This window comes from Neisseria sp. P0001.S005 (genome assembly GCF_051963715.1).
Genome location: NZ_JBQCTZ010000019.1, coordinates 1 through 17,606, shown reverse-complemented (window position 1 = coordinate 17,606; position 17,606 = coordinate 1). Strand labels below are relative to the sequence as shown.

The 17,606-nt window shown below is 49.6% G+C and carries 19 protein-coding genes; 8 read left to right on the top strand and 11 right to left on the bottom strand.

The window, feature by feature from the left end; translation table 11 throughout:
- The first annotated feature begins 144 nt into the window (after positions 1 to 144).
- The 3 genes from ACTHSP_RS04535 (at position 145) to ACTHSP_RS04525 (ending at position 1,194) form a co-directional block, all read left to right on the top strand.
- A complete protein-coding gene (locus ACTHSP_RS04535) occupies positions 145 to 420 on the top strand; it encodes a type B 50S ribosomal protein L31 (protein ID WP_004464264.1) in 276 nt (91 codons plus the stop codon).
- A complete protein-coding gene (gene ykgO / locus ACTHSP_RS04530; RefSeq protein ID WP_003685279.1) occupies positions 420 to 545 on the top strand; it encodes a type B 50S ribosomal protein L36 in 126 nt (41 codons plus the stop codon). The genes ACTHSP_RS04535 and ykgO overlap by 1 nt, the downstream gene beginning before the upstream one ends.
- Positions 546 to 786: 241 nt before the next feature.
- Positions 787 to 1,194, top strand: coding sequence for an MliC family protein (locus ACTHSP_RS04525; RefSeq protein WP_049328621.1), 408 nt, complete (start codon positions 787 to 789; stop codon positions 1,192 to 1,194).
- A gap of 46 nt (positions 1,195 to 1,240) precedes the next feature.
- Here ACTHSP_RS04525 and ACTHSP_RS04520 read toward each other — a convergent pair whose 3' ends face one another.
- The 4 genes from ACTHSP_RS04520 to ACTHSP_RS04505 form a co-directional block, all read right to left on the bottom strand.
- On the bottom strand, positions 1,241 to 1,375 hold the full coding sequence (locus ACTHSP_RS04520) for a hypothetical protein (RefSeq protein WP_350223300.1): 135 nt from the start codon (positions 1,373 to 1,375) through the stop codon (positions 1,241 to 1,243).
- A 656-nt stretch (positions 1,376 to 2,031) separates the two neighbouring features.
- Positions 2,032 to 4,821 (bottom strand): isoleucine--tRNA ligase, encoded by a 2,790-nt coding sequence (gene ileS / locus ACTHSP_RS04515; protein ID WP_049351448.1) that lies wholly within the window; start codon positions 4,819 to 4,821, stop codon positions 2,032 to 2,034.
- Between the two features lie 138 nt (positions 4,822 to 4,959).
- A complete protein-coding gene (gene ribF / locus ACTHSP_RS04510) occupies positions 4,960 to 5,886 on the bottom strand; it encodes a bifunctional riboflavin kinase/FAD synthetase (protein ID WP_049351447.1) in 927 nt (308 codons plus the stop codon).
- A gap of 123 nt (positions 5,887 to 6,009) precedes the next feature.
- A complete protein-coding gene (locus tag ACTHSP_RS04505; RefSeq protein WP_049351446.1) occupies positions 6,010 to 6,399 on the bottom strand; it encodes a hypothetical protein in 390 nt (129 codons plus the stop codon).
- A 161-nt stretch (positions 6,400 to 6,560) separates the two neighbouring features.
- Here ACTHSP_RS04505 and ACTHSP_RS04500 point away from each other — a divergent pair, with 161 nt between their 5' ends.
- The 4 genes from ACTHSP_RS04500 to dapC all read left to right on the top strand — a co-directional run bounded on the left by ACTHSP_RS04500 (position 6,561) and on the right by dapC (position 11,158).
- Positions 6,561 to 7,436 (top strand): YoaK family protein, encoded by an 876-nt coding sequence (locus ACTHSP_RS04500; RefSeq protein ID WP_049351490.1) that lies wholly within the window; start codon positions 6,561 to 6,563, stop codon positions 7,434 to 7,436.
- 218 nt (positions 7,437 to 7,654) lie between these two features.
- Positions 7,655 to 8,335 carry an OmpA family protein gene (locus ACTHSP_RS04495; protein ID WP_440345714.1) on the top strand — a complete coding sequence of 227 codons (681 nt, stop codon included), beginning with the start codon at positions 7,655 to 7,657 and terminating at the stop codon, positions 8,333 to 8,335.
- 340 nt (positions 8,336 to 8,675) lie between these two features.
- Positions 8,676 to 9,848, top strand: coding sequence for an NAD(P)H-dependent flavin oxidoreductase (locus tag ACTHSP_RS04490; protein ID WP_440345713.1), 1,173 nt, complete (start codon positions 8,676 to 8,678; stop codon positions 9,846 to 9,848).
- 122 nt (positions 9,849 to 9,970) lie between these two features.
- Positions 9,971 to 11,158 carry a succinyldiaminopimelate transaminase gene (gene dapC / locus ACTHSP_RS04485; RefSeq protein WP_440345712.1) on the top strand — a complete coding sequence of 396 codons (1,188 nt, stop codon included), beginning with the start codon at positions 9,971 to 9,973 and terminating at the stop codon, positions 11,156 to 11,158.
- Between the two features lie 50 nt (positions 11,159 to 11,208).
- On the opposite strand, the gene ACTHSP_RS04480 is transcribed toward dapC, so the two are convergent.
- From ACTHSP_RS04480 to ACTHSP_RS04450, 7 genes are all read right to left on the bottom strand, one after another.
- Positions 11,209 to 11,379, bottom strand: a complete 171-nt coding sequence (locus ACTHSP_RS04480; RefSeq protein ID WP_003680460.1) for a rubredoxin — start codon at positions 11,377 to 11,379, stop codon at positions 11,209 to 11,211.
- 84 nt (positions 11,380 to 11,463) lie between these two features.
- Positions 11,464 to 12,555, bottom strand: coding sequence for an acyl-CoA dehydrogenase family protein (locus tag ACTHSP_RS04475; RefSeq protein ID WP_049351443.1), 1,092 nt, complete (start codon positions 12,553 to 12,555; stop codon positions 11,464 to 11,466).
- 124 nt (positions 12,556 to 12,679) lie between these two features.
- Entirely contained in the window at positions 12,680 to 13,228 is a 549-nt protein-coding gene (locus ACTHSP_RS04470) for a carboxymuconolactone decarboxylase family protein (RefSeq protein WP_003685141.1), read from the bottom strand.
- Positions 13,229 to 13,377: 149 nt separating this feature from the next.
- Positions 13,378 to 13,800: a YidB family protein gene (locus ACTHSP_RS04465; RefSeq protein WP_049328630.1), complete on the bottom strand. Its 423-nt coding sequence runs from the start codon at positions 13,798 to 13,800 to the stop codon at positions 13,378 to 13,380.
- Between the two features lie 165 nt (positions 13,801 to 13,965).
- Entirely contained in the window at positions 13,966 to 14,421 is a 456-nt protein-coding gene (ruvX, locus tag ACTHSP_RS04460) for a Holliday junction resolvase RuvX (RefSeq protein WP_003680463.1), read from the bottom strand.
- On the bottom strand, positions 14,414 to 14,962 hold the full coding sequence (locus ACTHSP_RS04455) for a YqgE/AlgH family protein (protein ID WP_049328631.1): 549 nt from the start codon (positions 14,960 to 14,962) through the stop codon (positions 14,414 to 14,416). Before ACTHSP_RS04455 ends, ruvX begins: the two co-directional genes overlap by 8 nt.
- 27 nt (positions 14,963 to 14,989) lie before the next feature.
- Complete coding sequence (locus tag ACTHSP_RS04450; protein ID WP_049328632.1) at positions 14,990 to 15,535, bottom strand: CreA family protein; 546 nt, start codon at positions 15,533 to 15,535, stop codon at positions 14,990 to 14,992.
- A 173-nt stretch (positions 15,536 to 15,708) separates the two neighbouring features.
- Between ACTHSP_RS04450 and ACTHSP_RS04445 the strand changes: the two genes are divergently transcribed.
- On the top strand, positions 15,709 to 17,606 hold a 1,898-nt coding region (locus ACTHSP_RS04445; protein WP_440345711.1), incomplete at its 3' end, for a peptidoglycan DD-metalloendopeptidase family protein.

The following is a 17,606-nucleotide window of genomic DNA, read 5'->3' as shown; positions in this document are numbered from 1 at the left end:
GGCCTCATGAAAAAAAAAAGGCCGTCTGAAACAGCATATTTTATCAAAATGCCGCACCCCCGTGATAAAGAAAAACCAAAAAACACTTGTCTGCTCTTTTTCTAAGAGTATAATGTTATACCATAACACTCACTGGAGAAAGAAATGAAACCCGATATCCACCCAGACAACTATCGTACAGTCCTGTTTTACGACAGCGGTGCGGACCAAGGATGGCTCATCCGTTCATGTGCCAATACCCACGGAAAAACCATGGTTTGGAAAGACGGAGTAGAGTATCCCCTCTTCTCTCTTGATACCTCTTCCGCGTCCCACCCCGTATATACGGGCAAACAACGCAATGTCAATGTCGAAGGCCGCGCCAGCAAGTTCAACCAACGTTACCAATCCATGATGTCTTCTTTCAGAAAGGATAAATGATGCAAGTCCTCTCATCCCTGAAAACTGCAAAAAAACGACACCGCGACTGTCAAATTGTCCGCCGAAAAGGCAAAGTGTACGTCATTTGCAAGAGCAATCCCCGTTTTAAAGCACGCCAGCGTTAAGCTGTCCTATCCTTCTTTCAATGTAACTCTCTGAATTTTCCGCACTTTCGTCTACCTCTAGCGCAAGTGCGGCTTTTTTTCAAACGGCATTAATCATTCATATCAAAACTACAAAGAATCCTGCCATACTCCCGGAAACAGGAAGAAAAAGTAAATAATGGTTATCCCTATTGTGAAGCCATAAAGATATTTATAACATGCCGCTACATTCTTCCTTCAACACTGACCATAGGAGTCAAAAATGAAAGTAAAAGCCCTGCTTGCAATTGCCACCGCCATGAGCCTCGCTGCCTGTGCCGCACCTGAAGCCCATCGCCATGACCATGGTCAACATCATGAGCACAATCATGCACACGAACATGGCCACCAACATCATGACATGCACAACCATGACCGTGTTCAATCATTCAGCTGCGAAAACGGCCTGTCTGTACAAGTCCGCAACCTGAGCACCAACCAAGTTGAACTGCGTCTGGACGACAAAGTTGCCACCCTGTCTTCTGCCGTTGCAGGTTCAGGCGAACGCTATGTTGCCAACCAAGGCCTGTTCGGCAAAGGCGCTGAATGGCATCAAAAAGGCAGCGAAGCATTCTTCGGCTTCACTGACCCATACGGCAACAAAGTAGAAACTTCTTGCTCTGCCCGCTAATTTCTACTTAGTAATAGAATAGCTGAAGGCCGTCTGAAACAAGTTTTCAGACGGCCTTTAATTTTATGGCTGGTCGGGCTTGGATCCTTGTTGGTTGATTTTTATCAGTTCCCGTACCCAATTGACTGTTGCGGTACTTTCCCAAGAGGTGAACTTTGCCGTGGGAGAGTTGTTCGTGCATACACCTTCAAACAATAATCCGTTTAAAGCCAGCTTGGCGGTAACTTCTGGTTTGAAATGGGCATATTTTCTAGATTTCTTTGCATAGACAATATAATTTTCCCCTTCATCCAAAATATCGAATGTTACGATAGGCATGGCATTTTTCTTAAGTTCTCTTTTCCGATGTTCGATGTATTTGAGGCTTTCCGATAACCGCTGTTCGTTTGAAAGTTTTGTCAAAGAAGGATTGAGTAGCTCCATACTCACTAAAAAACATGTTTTTTCAACCAAGCCCTGGTGACATTCTTTTGTAGAGTAGCGTCCGCTTCCCCTTGTATAGCATGATGGTTCGGGATAAATATAATATGCCCTCGTAACCTTCGCTACTTGCTGAATCTTGTCGAAAAATGTTTTTGCTTCTTGAAATTCTTTTTTTTCAAAATCAATCGGTACGCCGTTTTGAGGGGTAATCACGTTAATCGGAATATTGTGCACTCGGATTGTTTCCTGTAACTGTTCAACCGGTTGCTGTTGCTGATTATTGCAGGCAGACAATAAGCTTATAGTGAAAAGCAGTATCCTTTTTTTCATCTTCATCTCCATTTTTGTCAAACAAAGGCCGTCTGAAAACCTATTTTCAAAGTTTTCAGACGGCCTTTATCTTAGACCAAACAATTAAGCGTAATGTCTGTCTTCGCCTTTACCGTCAACGTTATCAGCACAACGTTTACAGATGGTTTCATGGCCTGCAACTGCGCCCACATCGTGGGTATAGTGCCAGCAGCGTTCGCATTTTTCACCATCGCTGGCTTTAGCGGTTACAGCAAGTTCATCACCTACTTTCACTTCAGCTTTAGACACCAGCAAAGCAAAACGCAATTCTTCGCCCAAAGTGTTCAGATAGTCGGCAATTTCTTCCGGAGCCGTAATTTCGGCTTCGGCTTGCAATGACGAACCGACGGTTTTATCGGCGCGCAAAGGTTCGATGGCGGCGGTTACGGCTTCGCGGGCTTCGCGGACTGCCGTCCATTTTTTCACCAGTTCGGCTTCGGCTTTTTCGTTGATGGGCGGGAACTCGTGCCAAGTGTGGAAGAGGACGCTGTCTTCTTCGCCGCCGCCGATGATGTCCCACGCTTCTTCGCCGGTGAAGCACAAAATCGGTGCAATCAAGAGAACCAGGCTGCGCGTGATGTGATACAGGGCGGTTTGCGCGCTGCGGCGGGCGTGGCTGTCGGCTTTGGTGGTGTAGAGGCGGTCTTTCAGGATGTCGAGGTAGAACGCGCCCAAGTCTTCCGAGCAGAAGGAGACGATGTCTTTCACGGCGAAGTGGAAGGCATAGCGCGGATAGAAGTCGCCTGCCAGACGCTCTTGCAGCTGACGCGCCAATACTAAAGCGTAGCGGTCGATTTCGACCATGTCTGCCTGCGGTACGGTGTGTTCGAACGGGTCGAAATCGCTGAGGTTGGCAAACAGGAAGCTCAAGGTGTTGCGGATGCGGCGGTAGCTTTCGGTGACGCGTTTGAGGATTTCTTTGGAAATTGCCAATTCGCCGCTGTAATCGGTGGATGCCGCCCACAGGCGCAGGATGTCCGCGCCGAATTCGTTATAGACTTCTTGCGGTGCGACGACGTTACCGATGGATTTCGACATTTTGCGGCCGTTTTGGTCAACCACGAAACCGTGGGTCAGAAGCTGTTTGTACGGGGCGCGACCCATGGATGAGGCGCAGCCGGTCAGCATGGAGGATTGGAACCAGCCGCGGTGTTGGTCGCTGCCTTCGAGGTAAAGGTCGGCGGGCCATTCCAATTCTTCGCGTTGTTTCAAGACGGAATAATGGGTTGAACCTGAATCGAACCACACGTCCATCGTATCGGAAAGTTTGTCGTAATTTTCGCAATCTTCCGCGCTCAAGAGTTCGCTCTTATCAAGAGAGAACCACGCTTCGATGCCTTTTTCTTCAATTTTTTGGGCAACTTTTTCCAAAAGCTCAGCGGAGTTTGGATGCAGCTCACCGGTTTCTTTGTGAACAAAGAAAGTCATCGGCGTGCCCCAGTAGCGTTGGCGCGAAACCACCCAGTCAGGACGACCTTCAATCATGGCTTCCAAACGCGCACGCCCCCATGATGGGAAAAATTCGGTGTCATCAACGGCTTTGAGGGCTTTGTCGCGCAGGGTTTTACCGTCTTTTCCGGCTTTGTCCATACCGACAAACCATTGGCCAGTCGCACGGTAAATCAACGGCGTTTTGTGGCGCCAACAGTGGGCGTAGCTGTGTTCGATTTTGCTGCTTGCCAAGAGGTTGCCGGTTTCTTCCAGCCATTGCAGGATAACAGGGTTGGCTTCCCAAACGCTCATGCCGGCAACGCGCGGGGTTTCGCTGATGTATTTGCCTTCGGCATTTACAGGGTTGTAAAGCTCGATGCCGTATTTATTGCAGACGGCGTAGTCTTCCAGACCATGCGCAGGCGCAGTATGCACCAAGCCGGTACCAGCATCGGTGGTAACATGATCGCCGTTGAGCATGGGAATATCGCGTTCGAGGAACGGATGATTCATGTGCAGGTTTTCCAGCTTGTCGCCGGTGGTTTCGGCAAGAATAGCAATGCCGTCTGAAAAACCGTAACGTTTGAGCGCGTCTTCTGCCAAATCTTTGGCCAACACCAATTTGCCTTTGGGCGTATCGATTAATTGATACACCACGTCTGCGCCAGCTGAAACAGCTTGGCTCGCAGGCAAAGTCCAAGGCGTGGTTGTCCAAATAACGGCAAACGCTTTGCCTTCGATACTTGCCAAACCAAATGCGGCGGCAAGCGCGACGGTGTCTTTAAACGGATAGGCAACGTCAATCGCAGGCGATACTTTGTCTTTGTATTCCACTTCCGCTTCCGCCAGCGAAGAGCCGCAATCCAAGCAGAATTGAACCGGTTTTGCACCACGGTAGAGATAGCCGGATTTGTAGATTTCACAGAGCATACGCACGGTATCGGCTTCGGTTTTGAAATCCATGGTCAGGTAAGGATTGTCCCAGTCGCCCAACACGCCCAAGCGGATAAAGTCTTTTTTCTGACGGGCAATCTGTTCGGCGGCGTATTCGCGGCACAATTCACGGAAACGGGCTTTAGGCATATCTTTGCCGTGCAGTTTTTCTACCATCACTTCGATAGGCAAACCGTGGCAGTCCCAACCCGGTACATAAGGCGCGTCAAAACCGGCTTGGGTTTTGCTGCGGATAATGATGTCTTTGAGAATTTTATTGACGGCATGACCGATGTGGATGTCGCCGTTGGCATACGGAGGACCGTCGTGCAGAATAAATTTCGGACGGCCTTTGGCGATTTCGCGCAGTTTTTGGTAGCGTTTTTGCTCGTACCAGCTTTTCAGCCATGCAGGCTCGCGCTTGGCAAGATTGCCGCGCATTGGAAACGGGCTCTCGAGCAGGTTTACGGTTTTACTGTAATCGGTCATTTTTTGATCTCTATTGTTGCGGTATTTCGGTTTCAGACGGCCTGATTGCTCATTTTAAAAAGAACAGGCCGTCTGAAAAAATTCAAAGGACTTATTGTAGCCCAATTGTCTTGATTTTATAAGCTTCTAGAAGCGTTTCTATGGCTTCCAAACCTTTGCATCTTCCATATCTTGCAAAATTTGGGTTTTCAATGCTTCGATACTCTCAAATTTTTTCTCATCACGCAGTTTGTGCAGGAAGCGGACGAAGATGCGTTGACCGTACAAATCGCCGTTGAAATCGAACAGATGGACTTCTAGCTTTTGCGAACGGTTGTTGCTGACAGTGGGGTTAAAACCAAAGCTGGCAACGCCTCGGCGCGTGCCGAATGTGCCGTCTGCCTCAACGACAAATACGCCGCTTAGTGCATAATGATACGGAGGAAGCTGGACATTGGCGGTAGGCGCGTTGATGGTGCGGCCGAGTTTTTGTCCGTGTTTGACCTTTCCGCTCAACACATAATCATGGCCCAACAGTTTTTTGGCATATTCCAACCTGCCGTCTGAAAGGGCTTGGCGGACGGCGGTACTACTGGTGCGGATGTCTTCAACAATAACGGACGGCGTGCGCTCGGTTTGCATATCGGGCTGTTGTGCCAAGAGTTCAAAACAACCTTCACGGCCGGCACCGAAACGGAAATCGTCGCCAATCAGCAGATAACGCGTGTTGAGTGTTTGGCGCAAAAGCTGGTCGATAAACGCTTGTGCGCTCATATCGGAGAAAGCTTGGTTAAAACGCAAGACCCAAACGGCATCCACACAGCCGGTTTCACGCAAAAGACGCAATTTGGTACGTAGCGGACTGATGCGGTAAGGCAGCTTTTTCCCGGCTTTGCGCGCAAAAAATTCTTTGGGCTGAGGCTCAAAAACAACAACGACAACAGGCAGACCGCGCTGGTCTGCCTCTCGTTTGAGTTTTTGTAGAATGTGTTTGTGCCCAAGGTGTACGCCGTCGAAGTTGCCGATGGTTACGGCGGCTCCTTGCGGAAATTTGGGCGCGTGTCGCTGTCCAAGCCAGATGTTCATGGGTGGTAGGTATTGTGTTTGAATAGGCGGCTATTGTAAACGTTATTGCCGTTTCAATAAACCTTAGGCCGTCTGAAACCAATGAATATATGCTTTCAGACGGCCTTAAGGTTTGTTAATACCTTACCACCACCAAGGATAACGGCCAAACGGATAGCCCCAATCATCGTAATAACGATAGTAGCGGGCTTCGCGCAGCTGTTCTTGGGAAATATAGTTTTGCCATGCCATTTTGTAGCAGGCTTGGAACATCGGATCGGAAACTTTGTCGATATATTTAAGGCGGAAGGCTTTTTGTTCCGCAGTTGCGGCACCGGGTTTGCCTTCTTCGTCAAATTTGCGGCGGATCAGCGCGGCAGTTTCCTGATCACATTGAGCTGCAAGATTGACTTGAAGGTCCTGCTCATAGCGTTTCTGCGCTTGGGCGCGTGCGGCTTTTTGCTCAGGCGTGGTGGCGCAGGCGGCAAGTAATGCGGCAGCACCAATCAATAAGGTCAGGCGGATAGGATTCATCGGATGTTTCCTTATACTCATGTATGGCTATTAATGTACGCCTTCATCTTACAATGGGCAAGTGTGGCAACTTGGGGACACTTTATATTATTTGTTCTTGGCAGCAGGCAGTTGCATATAAAATACACCCAGTATAAATGCTCGCCCCTATCCTCAAATCAATGAACGACGACAAACGGCCCCACTCTTACCGACCGCGCCACCATAGGCAACACACGCCGCCGTTTTGGCAGGCAGACCGTCCGTACCTGCACGAACACAATATTTCCGATGCCCGTTTCAGACGGCTGGGCTACATCATGGCCTTTCTTGCCGGTGCGATTAATGCCGGCGGTTACTTCGCATTCTCACGTTATACCTCCCACGTTACCGGCTCAATGTCGCTGTTGGCAGATGTTTTGTATCTTCAAGAGTGGAGTGTGGCCATTATTGCCACAATCAGCGTGTTGTGTTTTGTTGCAGGAGCCGCGCATTCGGGCTGGGTGATTTTGTGGACGCAGCAAATGCGTTTCCGTGGCAGCTTTGGTTTTTCCATGTGGCTGGAAGCGGTTTATCTGTTGATCTTCGGCTTGTTCGGCATTACCGCGATGGAATGGGATTTTGGCGGCCCGGATTTCATCATGCCGTCTTTGGCATTGTTTTTATTGTGCTTTATCATGGGCATGCACAATACCGTCATTACACTTTTGTCCGGCTCCGCCATCCGCTCCACCCACATGACCGGCACGGCAACCGATTTGGGCATTGAAATTTCACGTGCACTTTATTATTCCAAGCAACATCATCCGCGCCTGCCGCACGTCCGCGTCAACAAACCGAAAATGTGGCTTTTAAGCGGCTTGATGCTGTCGTTTTTACTGGGCGGCATCGTTGGCGTATGGGGTTATCATTTGGTCGGCCATCATTTCGCCCTGCCCGTCTCCGCCGTTTTGTTCATACTGGGCGCAGGCTCGGTGGGATACGATGTCAAAGTTAGATTGAAATGGGCATTTGTCAGCTGGTATCGCCGTAAAAAGAAAAAACGGAAGAAATCGTAAAGAAACTTACTTTTCATCTGACTGCAAAACAACCAAATAGTCAGAAAAATGCAGAAATGTTTCAGTATTATGTTAACTGACAAATATTTGCGTAATATCGGGTTAAACCCATTCTTTTGCGTTTCGGATATTCGGTATCATTAATTCGTAATGACCCACGCGGTTTTTATTCATTTTTTTCAGACGGCCCGAGCCGTCATCTAAAAAGAGGATACGACATGAAATTCTTGAAACCCCTGACCGTTATTGCTACTGCCATTCCTTTGGCACTCACCGGCTGTGTGACCGATCCTGCTACCGGTCAACAATCCGCCAGCAAAACCGCTATGTACGGCTTGGGCGGTGCGGCTGTTTGCGGCATCGTTGGTGCGCTGACCCACGGCGGTAAAGGCGCGCGCAACTCCGCATTGGCTTGTGGTGCAGTAGGTGCCGGCATCGGCGGTTACATGGACTACCAAGAGAAAAAACTGCGTCAAAGCCTGGCCAACACCAACATCGAAGTTGAACGTCAAGGCAACCAAATCAAACTGGTTATGCCTGAAAACGTAACCTTCGCTACCGGCAGCGCTGCCCTGAGCGGCCATGCTCAAAGCGCCTTATCTGCCGCCGCGCAAACTTTGGTTCAATATCCTGACACGACTTTGACCATCAACGGCCACACCGACAACACCGGTAACGATGCCATCAACGAGCCATTGTCTCGCAACCGCGCCGAATCTGTTGCCACCTTCCTGCAATCCCGCGGCGTAAGCAGCACCCGTTTGAGCACTTTCGGTTACGGCTCCCGTCAACCCATCGCCTCCAACGCTACTATTGAAGGCCGCGCACAAAACCGCCGCGTTGAAATCTTGATCAACCCCGACCAACGCGCCATTGACGCTGCTAAAAAACAAATGTAATCCGACATCTGTCTGATTTACATACCCAAGGCCGTCTGAATTTTCAGACGGCCTTTTTCTTTGTAGATTTTGTTTGCAATTTCTTCTCCGCAACCAAACCTGTCATAAAATTTATTCTTTTATTAACAAGACTTTTCAATTTTTCCTTCAAAAAAACTGTATTAATACTCTAATTTTTACACTAACTTAGAGTATAATTCCTAAAATTTTAAAAACACGCCTCATGCCGTCTGAAAAACGGCGGCGAAAAACACACTTATTTATATACACATCAGTCCGTTATCCAATCCATTTCATAGGATTTCAGACGGCGCCATCCAGAATCTATGAAGGAGCATTCATGCAAAACAACTTTGACCCATTGATTATCCGTGGCAAATCACTGATCCCCGTCGTACAGGGCGGTATGGGTGTAGGCGTTTCCGCATCAAAACTCTCCAGCGCGGTTGCGCGCGAAAACGGCGTAGGTACAATTGCCAGCGTCGATTTGCGCCACTTGCACGAAGATTTGCTGGCCGAATCAAAAATTGATTCCAGCGAAGAAAAATACACCCGCCTCAACTGCATCGCGCTTGACCGTGAAATCAAAAAAGCCAAAGCCGATTCAGAAGGCAAAGGCATGATTGCCGTCAACGTCATGAAAGCCGTCAAAGACCATGCCGCCTACGTCCGTCAGGCGTGCGAATCCGGTGCTGACGCGATTGTGATGGGCGCAGGTTTGCCTTTGGACTTGCCGGAAATGGCAGAGGGCTACCACAAAGATGTCGCCCTTTTCCCTATCCTGTCCGAATCACGCGGTATCAACATCGTTTTGAAACGTTGGATGAAAAAAGGCATCTTGCCCGATGCCATCGTTATCGAACACCCTGCCCACGCAGCCGGCCACTTAGGTGCGGCGACCGTCGACGGCGTGAACGATGCCAAATTCGAGTTCAAACGCGTTATTGAAGAAACGTTTGAAGTATTCAAAAACTTGGGCTTGGAAAGCGAAAAAATCCCGTTGGTACTCGCCGGCGGCATGGCAAACTTTGAAAAAGTCAAAACAGCCTTGAAAAACTGGGGCGCGTCCGCCGTCCAAATCGGTACCGCGTTTGCCGTGACCGAAGAAGGCGATGCCCACATCAACTTCAAAAAAACGCTGACCGGTGCGGAAACCGAACAAGTGGTTGAATTCATGTCTGTTGCCGGTTTGCCTGCTCGCGGCGTGCGCACCAAATTCCTCGACAGCTACATCAAACGCGAAGCCAAATTGCAAGCCAATGCCAAAAACGATCCGCGCCGTTGCACCCAAGGCCTGAACTGCCTGACCAGCTGCGGCTTGCGCGACGGTTTGGCCAAAGCCGGTCAATTCTGTATCGACATCCAACTTTCCGCCGCATTCCGCGGCGAAGTCGATAAAGGCCTGTTTTTCCGCGGCAAAGACCCGCTGCCGTTTGGCAACGCCATCCGTACGGTTCAAGAAACCATTCATTATCTCTTGAACGGTTCCCTGCCCACCGTCCCTGCCAAATAAACGCATCAATATTCAAAAGGCCGTCTGAAAAACATTTAAACCCTGTTTTGAGACGGCCTTTTTGTCCCAATCCATCTAAAAAATGCTAAGATTATTGCCTGAATTTATCCGGCTGAAACATCATGAACCCATTATTGAACCATCTCAAACCCTATCCTTTCGCCCGCCTGCGTGAAGCCATGCAAGGCATTGATGCACCCGAAGGCGTAACGCCCATTCATCTGCAAATCGGCGAGCCGAAACATCCAACGCCCAAAGTCATCACCGACGCGCTGACCGCCTCCCTGCACGAACTGGAAAAATATCCGCTGACCGTAGGCCTGCCCGAACTGCGCCAAGCCTGCGCCGAATGGGTTGCCCGCCGTTATGATGGTTTGAGCCTTAATCCCGACAATGAAATCCTGCCGGTATTGGGCAGCCGGGAAGCTTTGTTCTCTTTTATCCAAACCGTTTTAAATCCGGCTTCAGACGGCCCCAAACCGGTCATTATCAGCCCTAATCCTTTCTATCAAATTTACGAAGGCGCGACTATTTTGGGCTGCGGCGAAATCCATTTTGCCAACTGTCCTGCGCCCAGCTTCAACCCCGATTGGAGCAGCCTGCCCGAAGACGTATGGCAACGCACCAAAGTCCTGATCGTCTGCTCGCCCAACAACCCGAGCGGCAGCGTCCTGCAATTAGAAGACTGGAAAGAAATTTTTGATTTGCAAGACAAATACGGCTTCGTTATTGCCTCTGACGAATGCTATTCCGAAATCTATTTTGACGGCAACAAACCAATCGGCGGCCTGCAGGCTGCGGCGCAATTAGGACGCGGCACGCGCAACATTATTATGTTCACCAGCCTGTCCAAACGCTCCAATGTCCCCGGTTTGCGTTCCGGCTTTGTCGCAGGCGATGCCGAGTTGCTCAAAAACTTCCTGCTCTACCGCACCTACCACGGCAGCGCGATGAGCATTCCCGTCCAACGCGCCAGCATTGCCGCTTGGAACGATGAAGAACACGTCATTGACAACCGCCGCCTCTACCAAGAAAAATTCGACCGCGTCATCCCTATTTTGCAACAGGCGTTTGATGTCAAACTGCCTGACGCGTCGTTCTACATTTGGCTGAAAGTTCCCGATGGCGACGACTTGGCATTTACGCGCAACCTGTGGCAAAAAGCCGCTATCCAAGTGTTGCCCGGCCGCTTCCTCGCCCGCGATACCGAACAAGGCAATCCGGGCGAAGGCTACGTCCGCATCGCTTTGGTTGCCGATGTGGAAAGCTGCGTCAAAGCGGCTGAAACCATGGTTGCTTTATACCGCTGATAAAGCAAAGGCCGTCTGAAATTTCAGACGGCCTTTTTAAATCAACCAAGTTATATCACGAAATCCAACAGATAAAAATCTTCTTTACCTACGCCGCACTCAGGGCATTTCCAGTCGTCAGGAATATCCTCAAACTTGGTTCCGGCAGGCAGGCCGTGCTCTGGATCGCCGAGGTCTTCGTCGTAAATCCAGCCGCAAGGGCCGCACATATATTGAGCCATTGTGTGTTCCTTCTATTTTAAAAGGCCGTCTGAAACCGTATTTTCAGACGGCCTTTCGTGTGTTTTATTGTTGATATTTTGAATTTATTGCGCTGCTTCCAAAGCGGCGATTTCTTTACGCAGGTGTTTGATGGCCGGTGTTACGATGGCGACGAACATGGCCTCGCGGACGCGGCGTTGCGCCGGACTGCGCATCAGATAACCTTTCGCACCTGCATGCAATGCGGCAGATTGAGTGGCGTTCAATGCCAATACAGCAGCGGCTTCACGCAGTTTCAAGGTTGCCAGCGTGTCAGGTTTGTTGTTCCACGCATCATCGGCAAGGCGTTCGGTTTCCGCCCATGCACCGTCCAACACGGCTTTCAAATCATCGTAGCTGTGATCGAGATAAGCGTTCACTTCCGCATTCACCACGTTGGCCATACGGATAATGCCGAGCGCACCGTCAATCACACCGGCGCCAATACCTATTTGCAGCAAGATGAAACCAGCTTTAATGGTCGGAATATAAGACTGGAACTGCTCAGGCGAGGCAATCACATCTTCATCGGGAATAAACACGTCTTTAAAATTCAGGCTGTAAGTGCGCGTGCCTTCCAAACCGCAGAACTCAGGGCAATCTTGCAGGGTCACGCCTTCCCACTGGCCGCCGGTAATAAACATCACATAGCTGTCGCCGACTTGGGCGGTATTCGCCCAAATATGGTCTTCGCCGATATTGGATACCCAAGGCAAAGCGCCGTTGACTTTGTAGCCGCCCTCGACGCGCTCGGCTTGTAGGTTGTGTTTTTCAATGCCGGCAAGGTGTTTGACGGTATTGGACATGCCCGTACCGGCCAAAACTTTGCCCTGCAGAATATCGGCAAAATATTTGTCTTTAACCGCTTGATTGGGCGATTGGTGCAGATACCACGCGCAAGCCGCCTGACACCATGCGCTGAACGAAGTGGCGCCGCATTCTTTACCGATTTCGCGCAATACGGCGATTTGCGTTGCCAAACCCAAACCGTTGCCGCCTTCTTCAACCGTACCGGTCGCGGCAAAACCGCCGATTTTGCCCAATTCCAGCATAAATTCTTTCGGATACAGGCCTTTGCGGTCGATGTCGTCCACCAATGGTTTCAGCTTGCTTTTAACGAGTGCGGCAACATTGTTCAGTAAAGCTTCGCGTGTCATGATTTTTTCCTCTGAATAAGGTTTGAAGCGTAGATGGTTCTACTCATGAATTATTCTTAGCAACAAGGATATCCTTGCTTTTTACTAAAAGGCCGTCTGAATTTTCAGACGGCCTTTGATGAGATTAGGCAAATGCCTGCAATTCAGGGTTGATTTCAGTTTTGGCAAGGTTGTTGACGTAGTTGCACAAAGTTGCCAAAGCAACGCCCATGACGACTTCAACGGCTTGCTGTTGGTTGTAGCCTGCATCGAAGAAAGCTTTCAGCTCGTCGTCGGATACCGCGCCTTTTTTCGCCATAACGGCTTGGGTGAATGTCGCCAAAGCACCCAGTTTGGCATCGTCAAACTCGCCTGCAGCCAATGCGCGTGCGGCTTTGATGGATTGTTCGGACAGCAGTTTTTTCAAGGTAGCCAGTTTGGTGTGGCCGGCAACGCAGAAACCGCATTCGTTGGTACGGGCGGCAATGATTTGGACAACTTCAACTTCGCCGTCAGTCAGGCTGTTGGCCGCATTCAGCTTGCCAACTTCTTGATAAAACGCCAAAGCTTCAGGCGCATTGGCCAAAACGCCGATCAGGTTAGGAATAAAACCGTTGTTTTTCAGTACGGCTTCAATGCGTGGTTTAGCAGCTTCAGGAGCGGTTTCAACTGTGTGTATGGTCAAGCGGGACATGTGTATAACCTTCTTATCTGGTGAAATGAAGTGCCCATCATAAGCCATCCGCCTTCATCAGAAAAAGACTTATTGGTTATTTGCCGCGAACCAAAAGTTATAAGGCCGTCTGAACGGATTCAGACGGCCTTATCAAATGATTCAACTCATTATTTCATAAAGTTTTTCAGCAGCATAGAAGCGATGTCGTCCAAGCCGAAGCCATCCGCATCTTGAGCCGTGCCGTTAGGCGTGGCTTTATCGACCAAGTCAGGCAATACTTTTGCCAACAAATCGCCTGCTTGACCGGCATCCACGCCGAATTTTTGTGCGATTTGGTTTACCGTATCGCTGCCCAAAGCATTTTGCAGGTCGGTGCCGGACACAGGCAGGTTGCTGGATTGGTTGGAAACCCAGCTGCTCAGGGTATCGCCCAAACCGCCTTGTTGCAGTTGGTTGATCAAGTTGCCCACGCCACCCTGCTGTTTCACCAAATCCATCACCATATCGGTCATAGAACCTTGTGCGCCGTTTTCGCTGTTGCCACCCAACACTTGAGTAGCCGCATTCAAAAGATTCTCCATGAGTGCCATGACTTTTTCCTTGTATTTGTGTCTAAAAAAAGAAAACGGAGTGTAGCAAAATTTGTACTGAAAAAATCAGGCTTAACCAAACTAAACTTCTTTTATCCCAAAGCCGTAACACAAAACAAAGGCCGTCTGAAACCCGGTTTCAGACGGCCTTTATAATGAATAATGCTATTCTTCGCGGCCATTGAAATACTCGGCCGCGCCACCTTCAAAAAACCCTTGCAAAATCGCCTGCGCCGCTACTTGGTCAAGTACGGATTTTTGTTTTCGGCCAAATACTTGAGCTTCAGCAAGCAGGCTTTCCGCGTATAGGGAAGACATCCTTTCATCCACCCAATAAACCGGCAAATTAAAACGTCCGTGCAACCGGCGGCCAAACTTGCGGCTCAAACGGGTCAGCTCATGCTCCGTCCCGTCGGTATGCGTCGGCAGGCCGACCACAAAATACTTGGGTTGCCATTCTTTGACCAGCTTGGCAATGGCCTCGAATTTTTCATCATTGCTGTTGCCGGTTACCGTCGCCAGCGGATGGGTCATGCCCAACTCGGCATCCCCCTGCGCTACGCCGATACGCGCCTCGCCGAAGTCAAAGGCCAAAACTGTACCTTTTGGTGCATCAGGCATGGCCGACTCCTGAAATCAAAGCATTCGGATTAACGCCCAATTTTTCAAAAGCAGCGGCATAACGGAGTTCGTAAGGCACATCAAAAAGAATATGCTCGTCCGCGGGAACGGTCAGCCAAACATTTTCTGCCAGCTCGCGCTCCAACTGCCCTTTTCCCCATTTCGAATAACCAATGCTGATCAAAGCCTTGTCTACCGCACCTTCTTTAGACAAGTTTTCAATCACATCGCGCGAAGAAGTCAGCGCCACGTTATCGGTTACCACCATGCTGTTTTGCCAGCGGCCGATCGGCGTATGCACGACATAGCCACGCTCAATCTGAACCGGTCCGCCCATCATCACGTTTTCATGTTGCAGGCGCAACGGGATATTGCGGTCGGCGGCGGCGAAAATCATGTCCATGGTAATCGGCGAAGGCTTGTTGATGATGATGCCCAGCGCACCTTCTTCATCGTGTTCGCACACATAAATAACCGTATCCGTAAAAAACGGATCGTCCATATGAGGTATGGCAATCAGGAAATGGTTGGCTAAATTCATATTCTTTTAATCTATAAGCTGATTTTATTATTTTTGTCCGTCGGCAACCGGCGCGTCCACCACGCACGCACCGTAAACCGCACCGCCTGCCGGTACCGGCGTATCGGTTTTCGCATGGGCAAAACACGATACCGCGCTCAAAGAGTTTTTCGGCGAACCTTGAACGATTTTATCGCTGTACACCAAATAAGCGAAAGACTTACGTTTCGGATCGTAATAGCGGATAATCTGCTGGCTCTTAAATGCTATGCTGGCACTGCGTTTGAACACTTGTCGCGGTTTCAAAACCGCAGCCTCGTTATAACGGATGACTTCCGCACTTTGCACGCAGGAAACCGATGCGTCGCTGGCATCTTCTTCCAGATTGACCGTTTCTTTCAAACCGCCTTTTTTCGCATACGAAATATAACAGGCAACCCCCTGCACATCAGGATCGTCAAAACCTTCCACTTCAATACGGTCGTTTTTACCCAGCATATGAAACACCGTACTGGCGCGTCCGATTTTATCGGTATTGTCACCGCAAGCCGCCAAAACCATGGCGCCCAACACTACTAATAAATATTTTTTCATAATATCCTGTCAATGCAGACTGTCAGTTTCCAGGCAGACTAAACCCCGTCCGCCCACTCTATCGTTACTATATAAGACCGTTCGTCCATATTGCAACCCGATATTATTTTCAGACGGCCTGACAGACAGTATAATCCGTCCTATTGTTCCTACTTTGATAGCAAGATCGAACCATGCGTTACAAACCCCTCATTCTCGCCCTGTTGCTCAGTTTCTCCCTGCCAACCTATGCTGCCAAAGACGCGCCGAAAGAAAAAGCGGCCACCGTCAAAAAGGCTGCGCCCGTGAAAAAAGAGAAAGAAGCCGCCAAGGCAGATGTCAAAAAAGAAACCTCAAAAAAACAAGCGGTAAAAGAAAAAGAGGAAGACAAAAAAGCGGTTAAAGCCAAAGCCTCCAAAGAGAAGGAAACCGCCGACAAAAACGAACGCGCTTCAGCCAAAAACAAAACGGCTAAAACCGCCGAAGCCGCTGCAGACAATAAAAAGACCAACCGCAAAACCGAAGAGCCTAAAGAAACGGCAAAAGACAAAAAAGCCGCAGCCGCAAAATCCGGCAATGCCAAAGAACAAGACAAGAAACCTGTTGAAGATAAAAAAGACAGCAAAGCCAAAGAACCCGTAAAAAAAGCAGACACGAAGGAAACCAAAGCTAAAGAGCCTGCTAAAAAAGCGGCCGAGGATAAAAAAGACGGCAAAAAAACCAAAGAGCCCGTAAAAAAAGCAGCCGAAGACAAAAAGGCCGACGCTAAAGAAGCCAAAGAGCCTGCTAAAAAAGCTGTTGAAGACAAAAAAGACGCTAAAAAAGACACAAAAACCAAAGAGCAAAACAAAAAAGCCGAGCCTAAAGTTGAGCATAAAGCCACTTCTTCAGCCGACAACGAGTTCAAAGCAGCCGTAACTGCCGCCGCCAACGATATGGAAACCAAAAAATCCCTTGCCAAACGCAACGAGGGTTTCATTATCCATGTCAATGCCACGCTCAAACAGCTGCAACAAACACGCAACAACCTCTCCGGCATCAACCGCAAACAACGCGACGCATGGGAAAAATTCCAAAAGCTCAATGCCGATGCCAACCAGTTGAAAGCCGAAGTTTCCAACACGCGCGCCCAAATTTCGCGCTTTGTGTCCGGCAACTATAAAAACAGCCAGCCCAACGCGGTCGCCCTCTTCCTGAAAAACGCCGATGCCGGTCAAAAGACCCGCTTCCTGCGTTACACGCGTTATATCAACAACGCCAACGACCAAGTCATGAGAGACTTGGAAAAACAACAGAAAGAGCTGGCAGCGCAAGAGCAAAAAATCAACAATGAATTGGCTTACCTGAAAAAACTGCAAGCCAATATCCAAGCTTCTTTGCGTCAACAAGGTGTAACCAATACCGCCGAACAAGCTGAAAGCCGCCGTCAAAACGCGCAAATGGCCAAAGAAGCGCAAAAGAAAATCAACCACAGAGAAAACGAGCAACGCCTCAACAATCTCTTGAAAGATTTGGAAAAACGCAAAGCCGAGCAACGCAAAGCCGAGGCTGAAGCGCGTAAAAAAGCCGCCGAAGCCCGCTTGGCCGCTGCCGAAAAAGCCCGCAAAGAGCAGGCTGCCGCCCAACAAAAAGCCGAAGCCGAACGCGCCGCCATGTCCACGCTGACTGACGAAGACATGAAACTGCAAGCCCCGAACACCCAAGGCTTTACCGTCAGCAACGCCAACAGCTTCAGCCGTATGCAAGGCCGTCTGAAAAAACCGGTCAACGGCACACTGGCAGGCCTGTTCGGTCAAGACCGTGGCGATGGTGAAGTTTGGAAAGGCGTGTTCTACAATACCGTTCCTGCTCCGGTCAGCAGCATTGCTTCCGGTACAGTCACTTTTGCCGGCGAACTTGAAGGCTACGGCAAAGTAGTCGTCCTCGACCACGGCGACGGCTATGTCAGCATTTACTCCGGCCTGAACGAAATCGACACCGCCCAAAACTACGCCGTCAATGCCGGCAGCAAGATTGGCACCAGCGGCACTTTGCCGTCGGGCGAAACCGGCCTTTACCTTGAAGTCCGCTACAACGGACAAGTCATGAATCC

Bases quoted from the DNA above. Each gene is read 5' to 3' on its own strand.
- ACTHSP_RS04535 (WP_004464264.1), top strand. From the start codon at position 145: ATGAAACCCGATATCCACCCAGACAACTATCGTACAGTCCTGTTTTAC.
- ykgO (WP_003685279.1), top strand. From the start codon at position 420: ATGCAAGTCCTCTCATCCCTGAAAACTGCAAAAAAACGACACCGCGAC.
- ACTHSP_RS04525 (WP_049328621.1), top strand. From the start codon at position 787: ATGAAAGTAAAAGCCCTGCTTGCAATTGCCACCGCCATGAGCCTCGCT.
- ACTHSP_RS04520 (WP_350223300.1), bottom strand. From the start codon at position 1,375: ATGCACGAACAACTCTCCCACGGCAAAGTTCACCTCTTGGGAAAGTAC.
- ileS (WP_049351448.1), bottom strand. From the start codon at position 4,821: ATGACCGATTACAGTAAAACCGTAAACCTGCTCGAGAGCCCGTTTCCA.
- ribF (WP_049351447.1), bottom strand. From the start codon at position 5,886: ATGAACATCTGGCTTGGACAGCGACACGCGCCCAAATTTCCGCAAGGA.
- ACTHSP_RS04505 (WP_049351446.1), bottom strand. From the start codon at position 6,399: ATGAATCCTATCCGCCTGACCTTATTGATTGGTGCTGCCGCATTACTT.
- ACTHSP_RS04500 (WP_049351490.1), top strand. From the start codon at position 6,561: ATGAACGACGACAAACGGCCCCACTCTTACCGACCGCGCCACCATAGG.
- ACTHSP_RS04495 (WP_440345714.1), top strand. From the start codon at position 7,655: ATGAAATTCTTGAAACCCCTGACCGTTATTGCTACTGCCATTCCTTTG.
- ACTHSP_RS04490 (WP_440345713.1), top strand. From the start codon at position 8,676: ATGCAAAACAACTTTGACCCATTGATTATCCGTGGCAAATCACTGATC.
- dapC (WP_440345712.1), top strand. From the start codon at position 9,971: ATGAACCCATTATTGAACCATCTCAAACCCTATCCTTTCGCCCGCCTG.
- ACTHSP_RS04480 (WP_003680460.1), bottom strand. From the start codon at position 11,379: ATGGCTCAATATATGTGCGGCCCTTGCGGCTGGATTTACGACGAAGAC.
- ACTHSP_RS04475 (WP_049351443.1), bottom strand. From the start codon at position 12,555: ATGACACGCGAAGCTTTACTGAACAATGTTGCCGCACTCGTTAAAAGC.
- ACTHSP_RS04470 (WP_003685141.1), bottom strand. From the start codon at position 13,228: ATGTCCCGCTTGACCATACACACAGTTGAAACCGCTCCTGAAGCTGCT.
- ACTHSP_RS04465 (WP_049328630.1), bottom strand. From the start codon at position 13,800: ATGGCACTCATGGAGAATCTTTTGAATGCGGCTACTCAAGTGTTGGGT.
- ruvX (WP_003680463.1), bottom strand. From the start codon at position 14,421: ATGCCTGATGCACCAAAAGGTACAGTTTTGGCCTTTGACTTCGGCGAG.
- ACTHSP_RS04455 (WP_049328631.1), bottom strand. From the start codon at position 14,962: ATGAATTTAGCCAACCATTTCCTGATTGCCATACCTCATATGGACGAT.
- ACTHSP_RS04450 (WP_049328632.1), bottom strand. From the start codon at position 15,535: ATGAAAAAATATTTATTAGTAGTGTTGGGCGCCATGGTTTTGGCGGCT.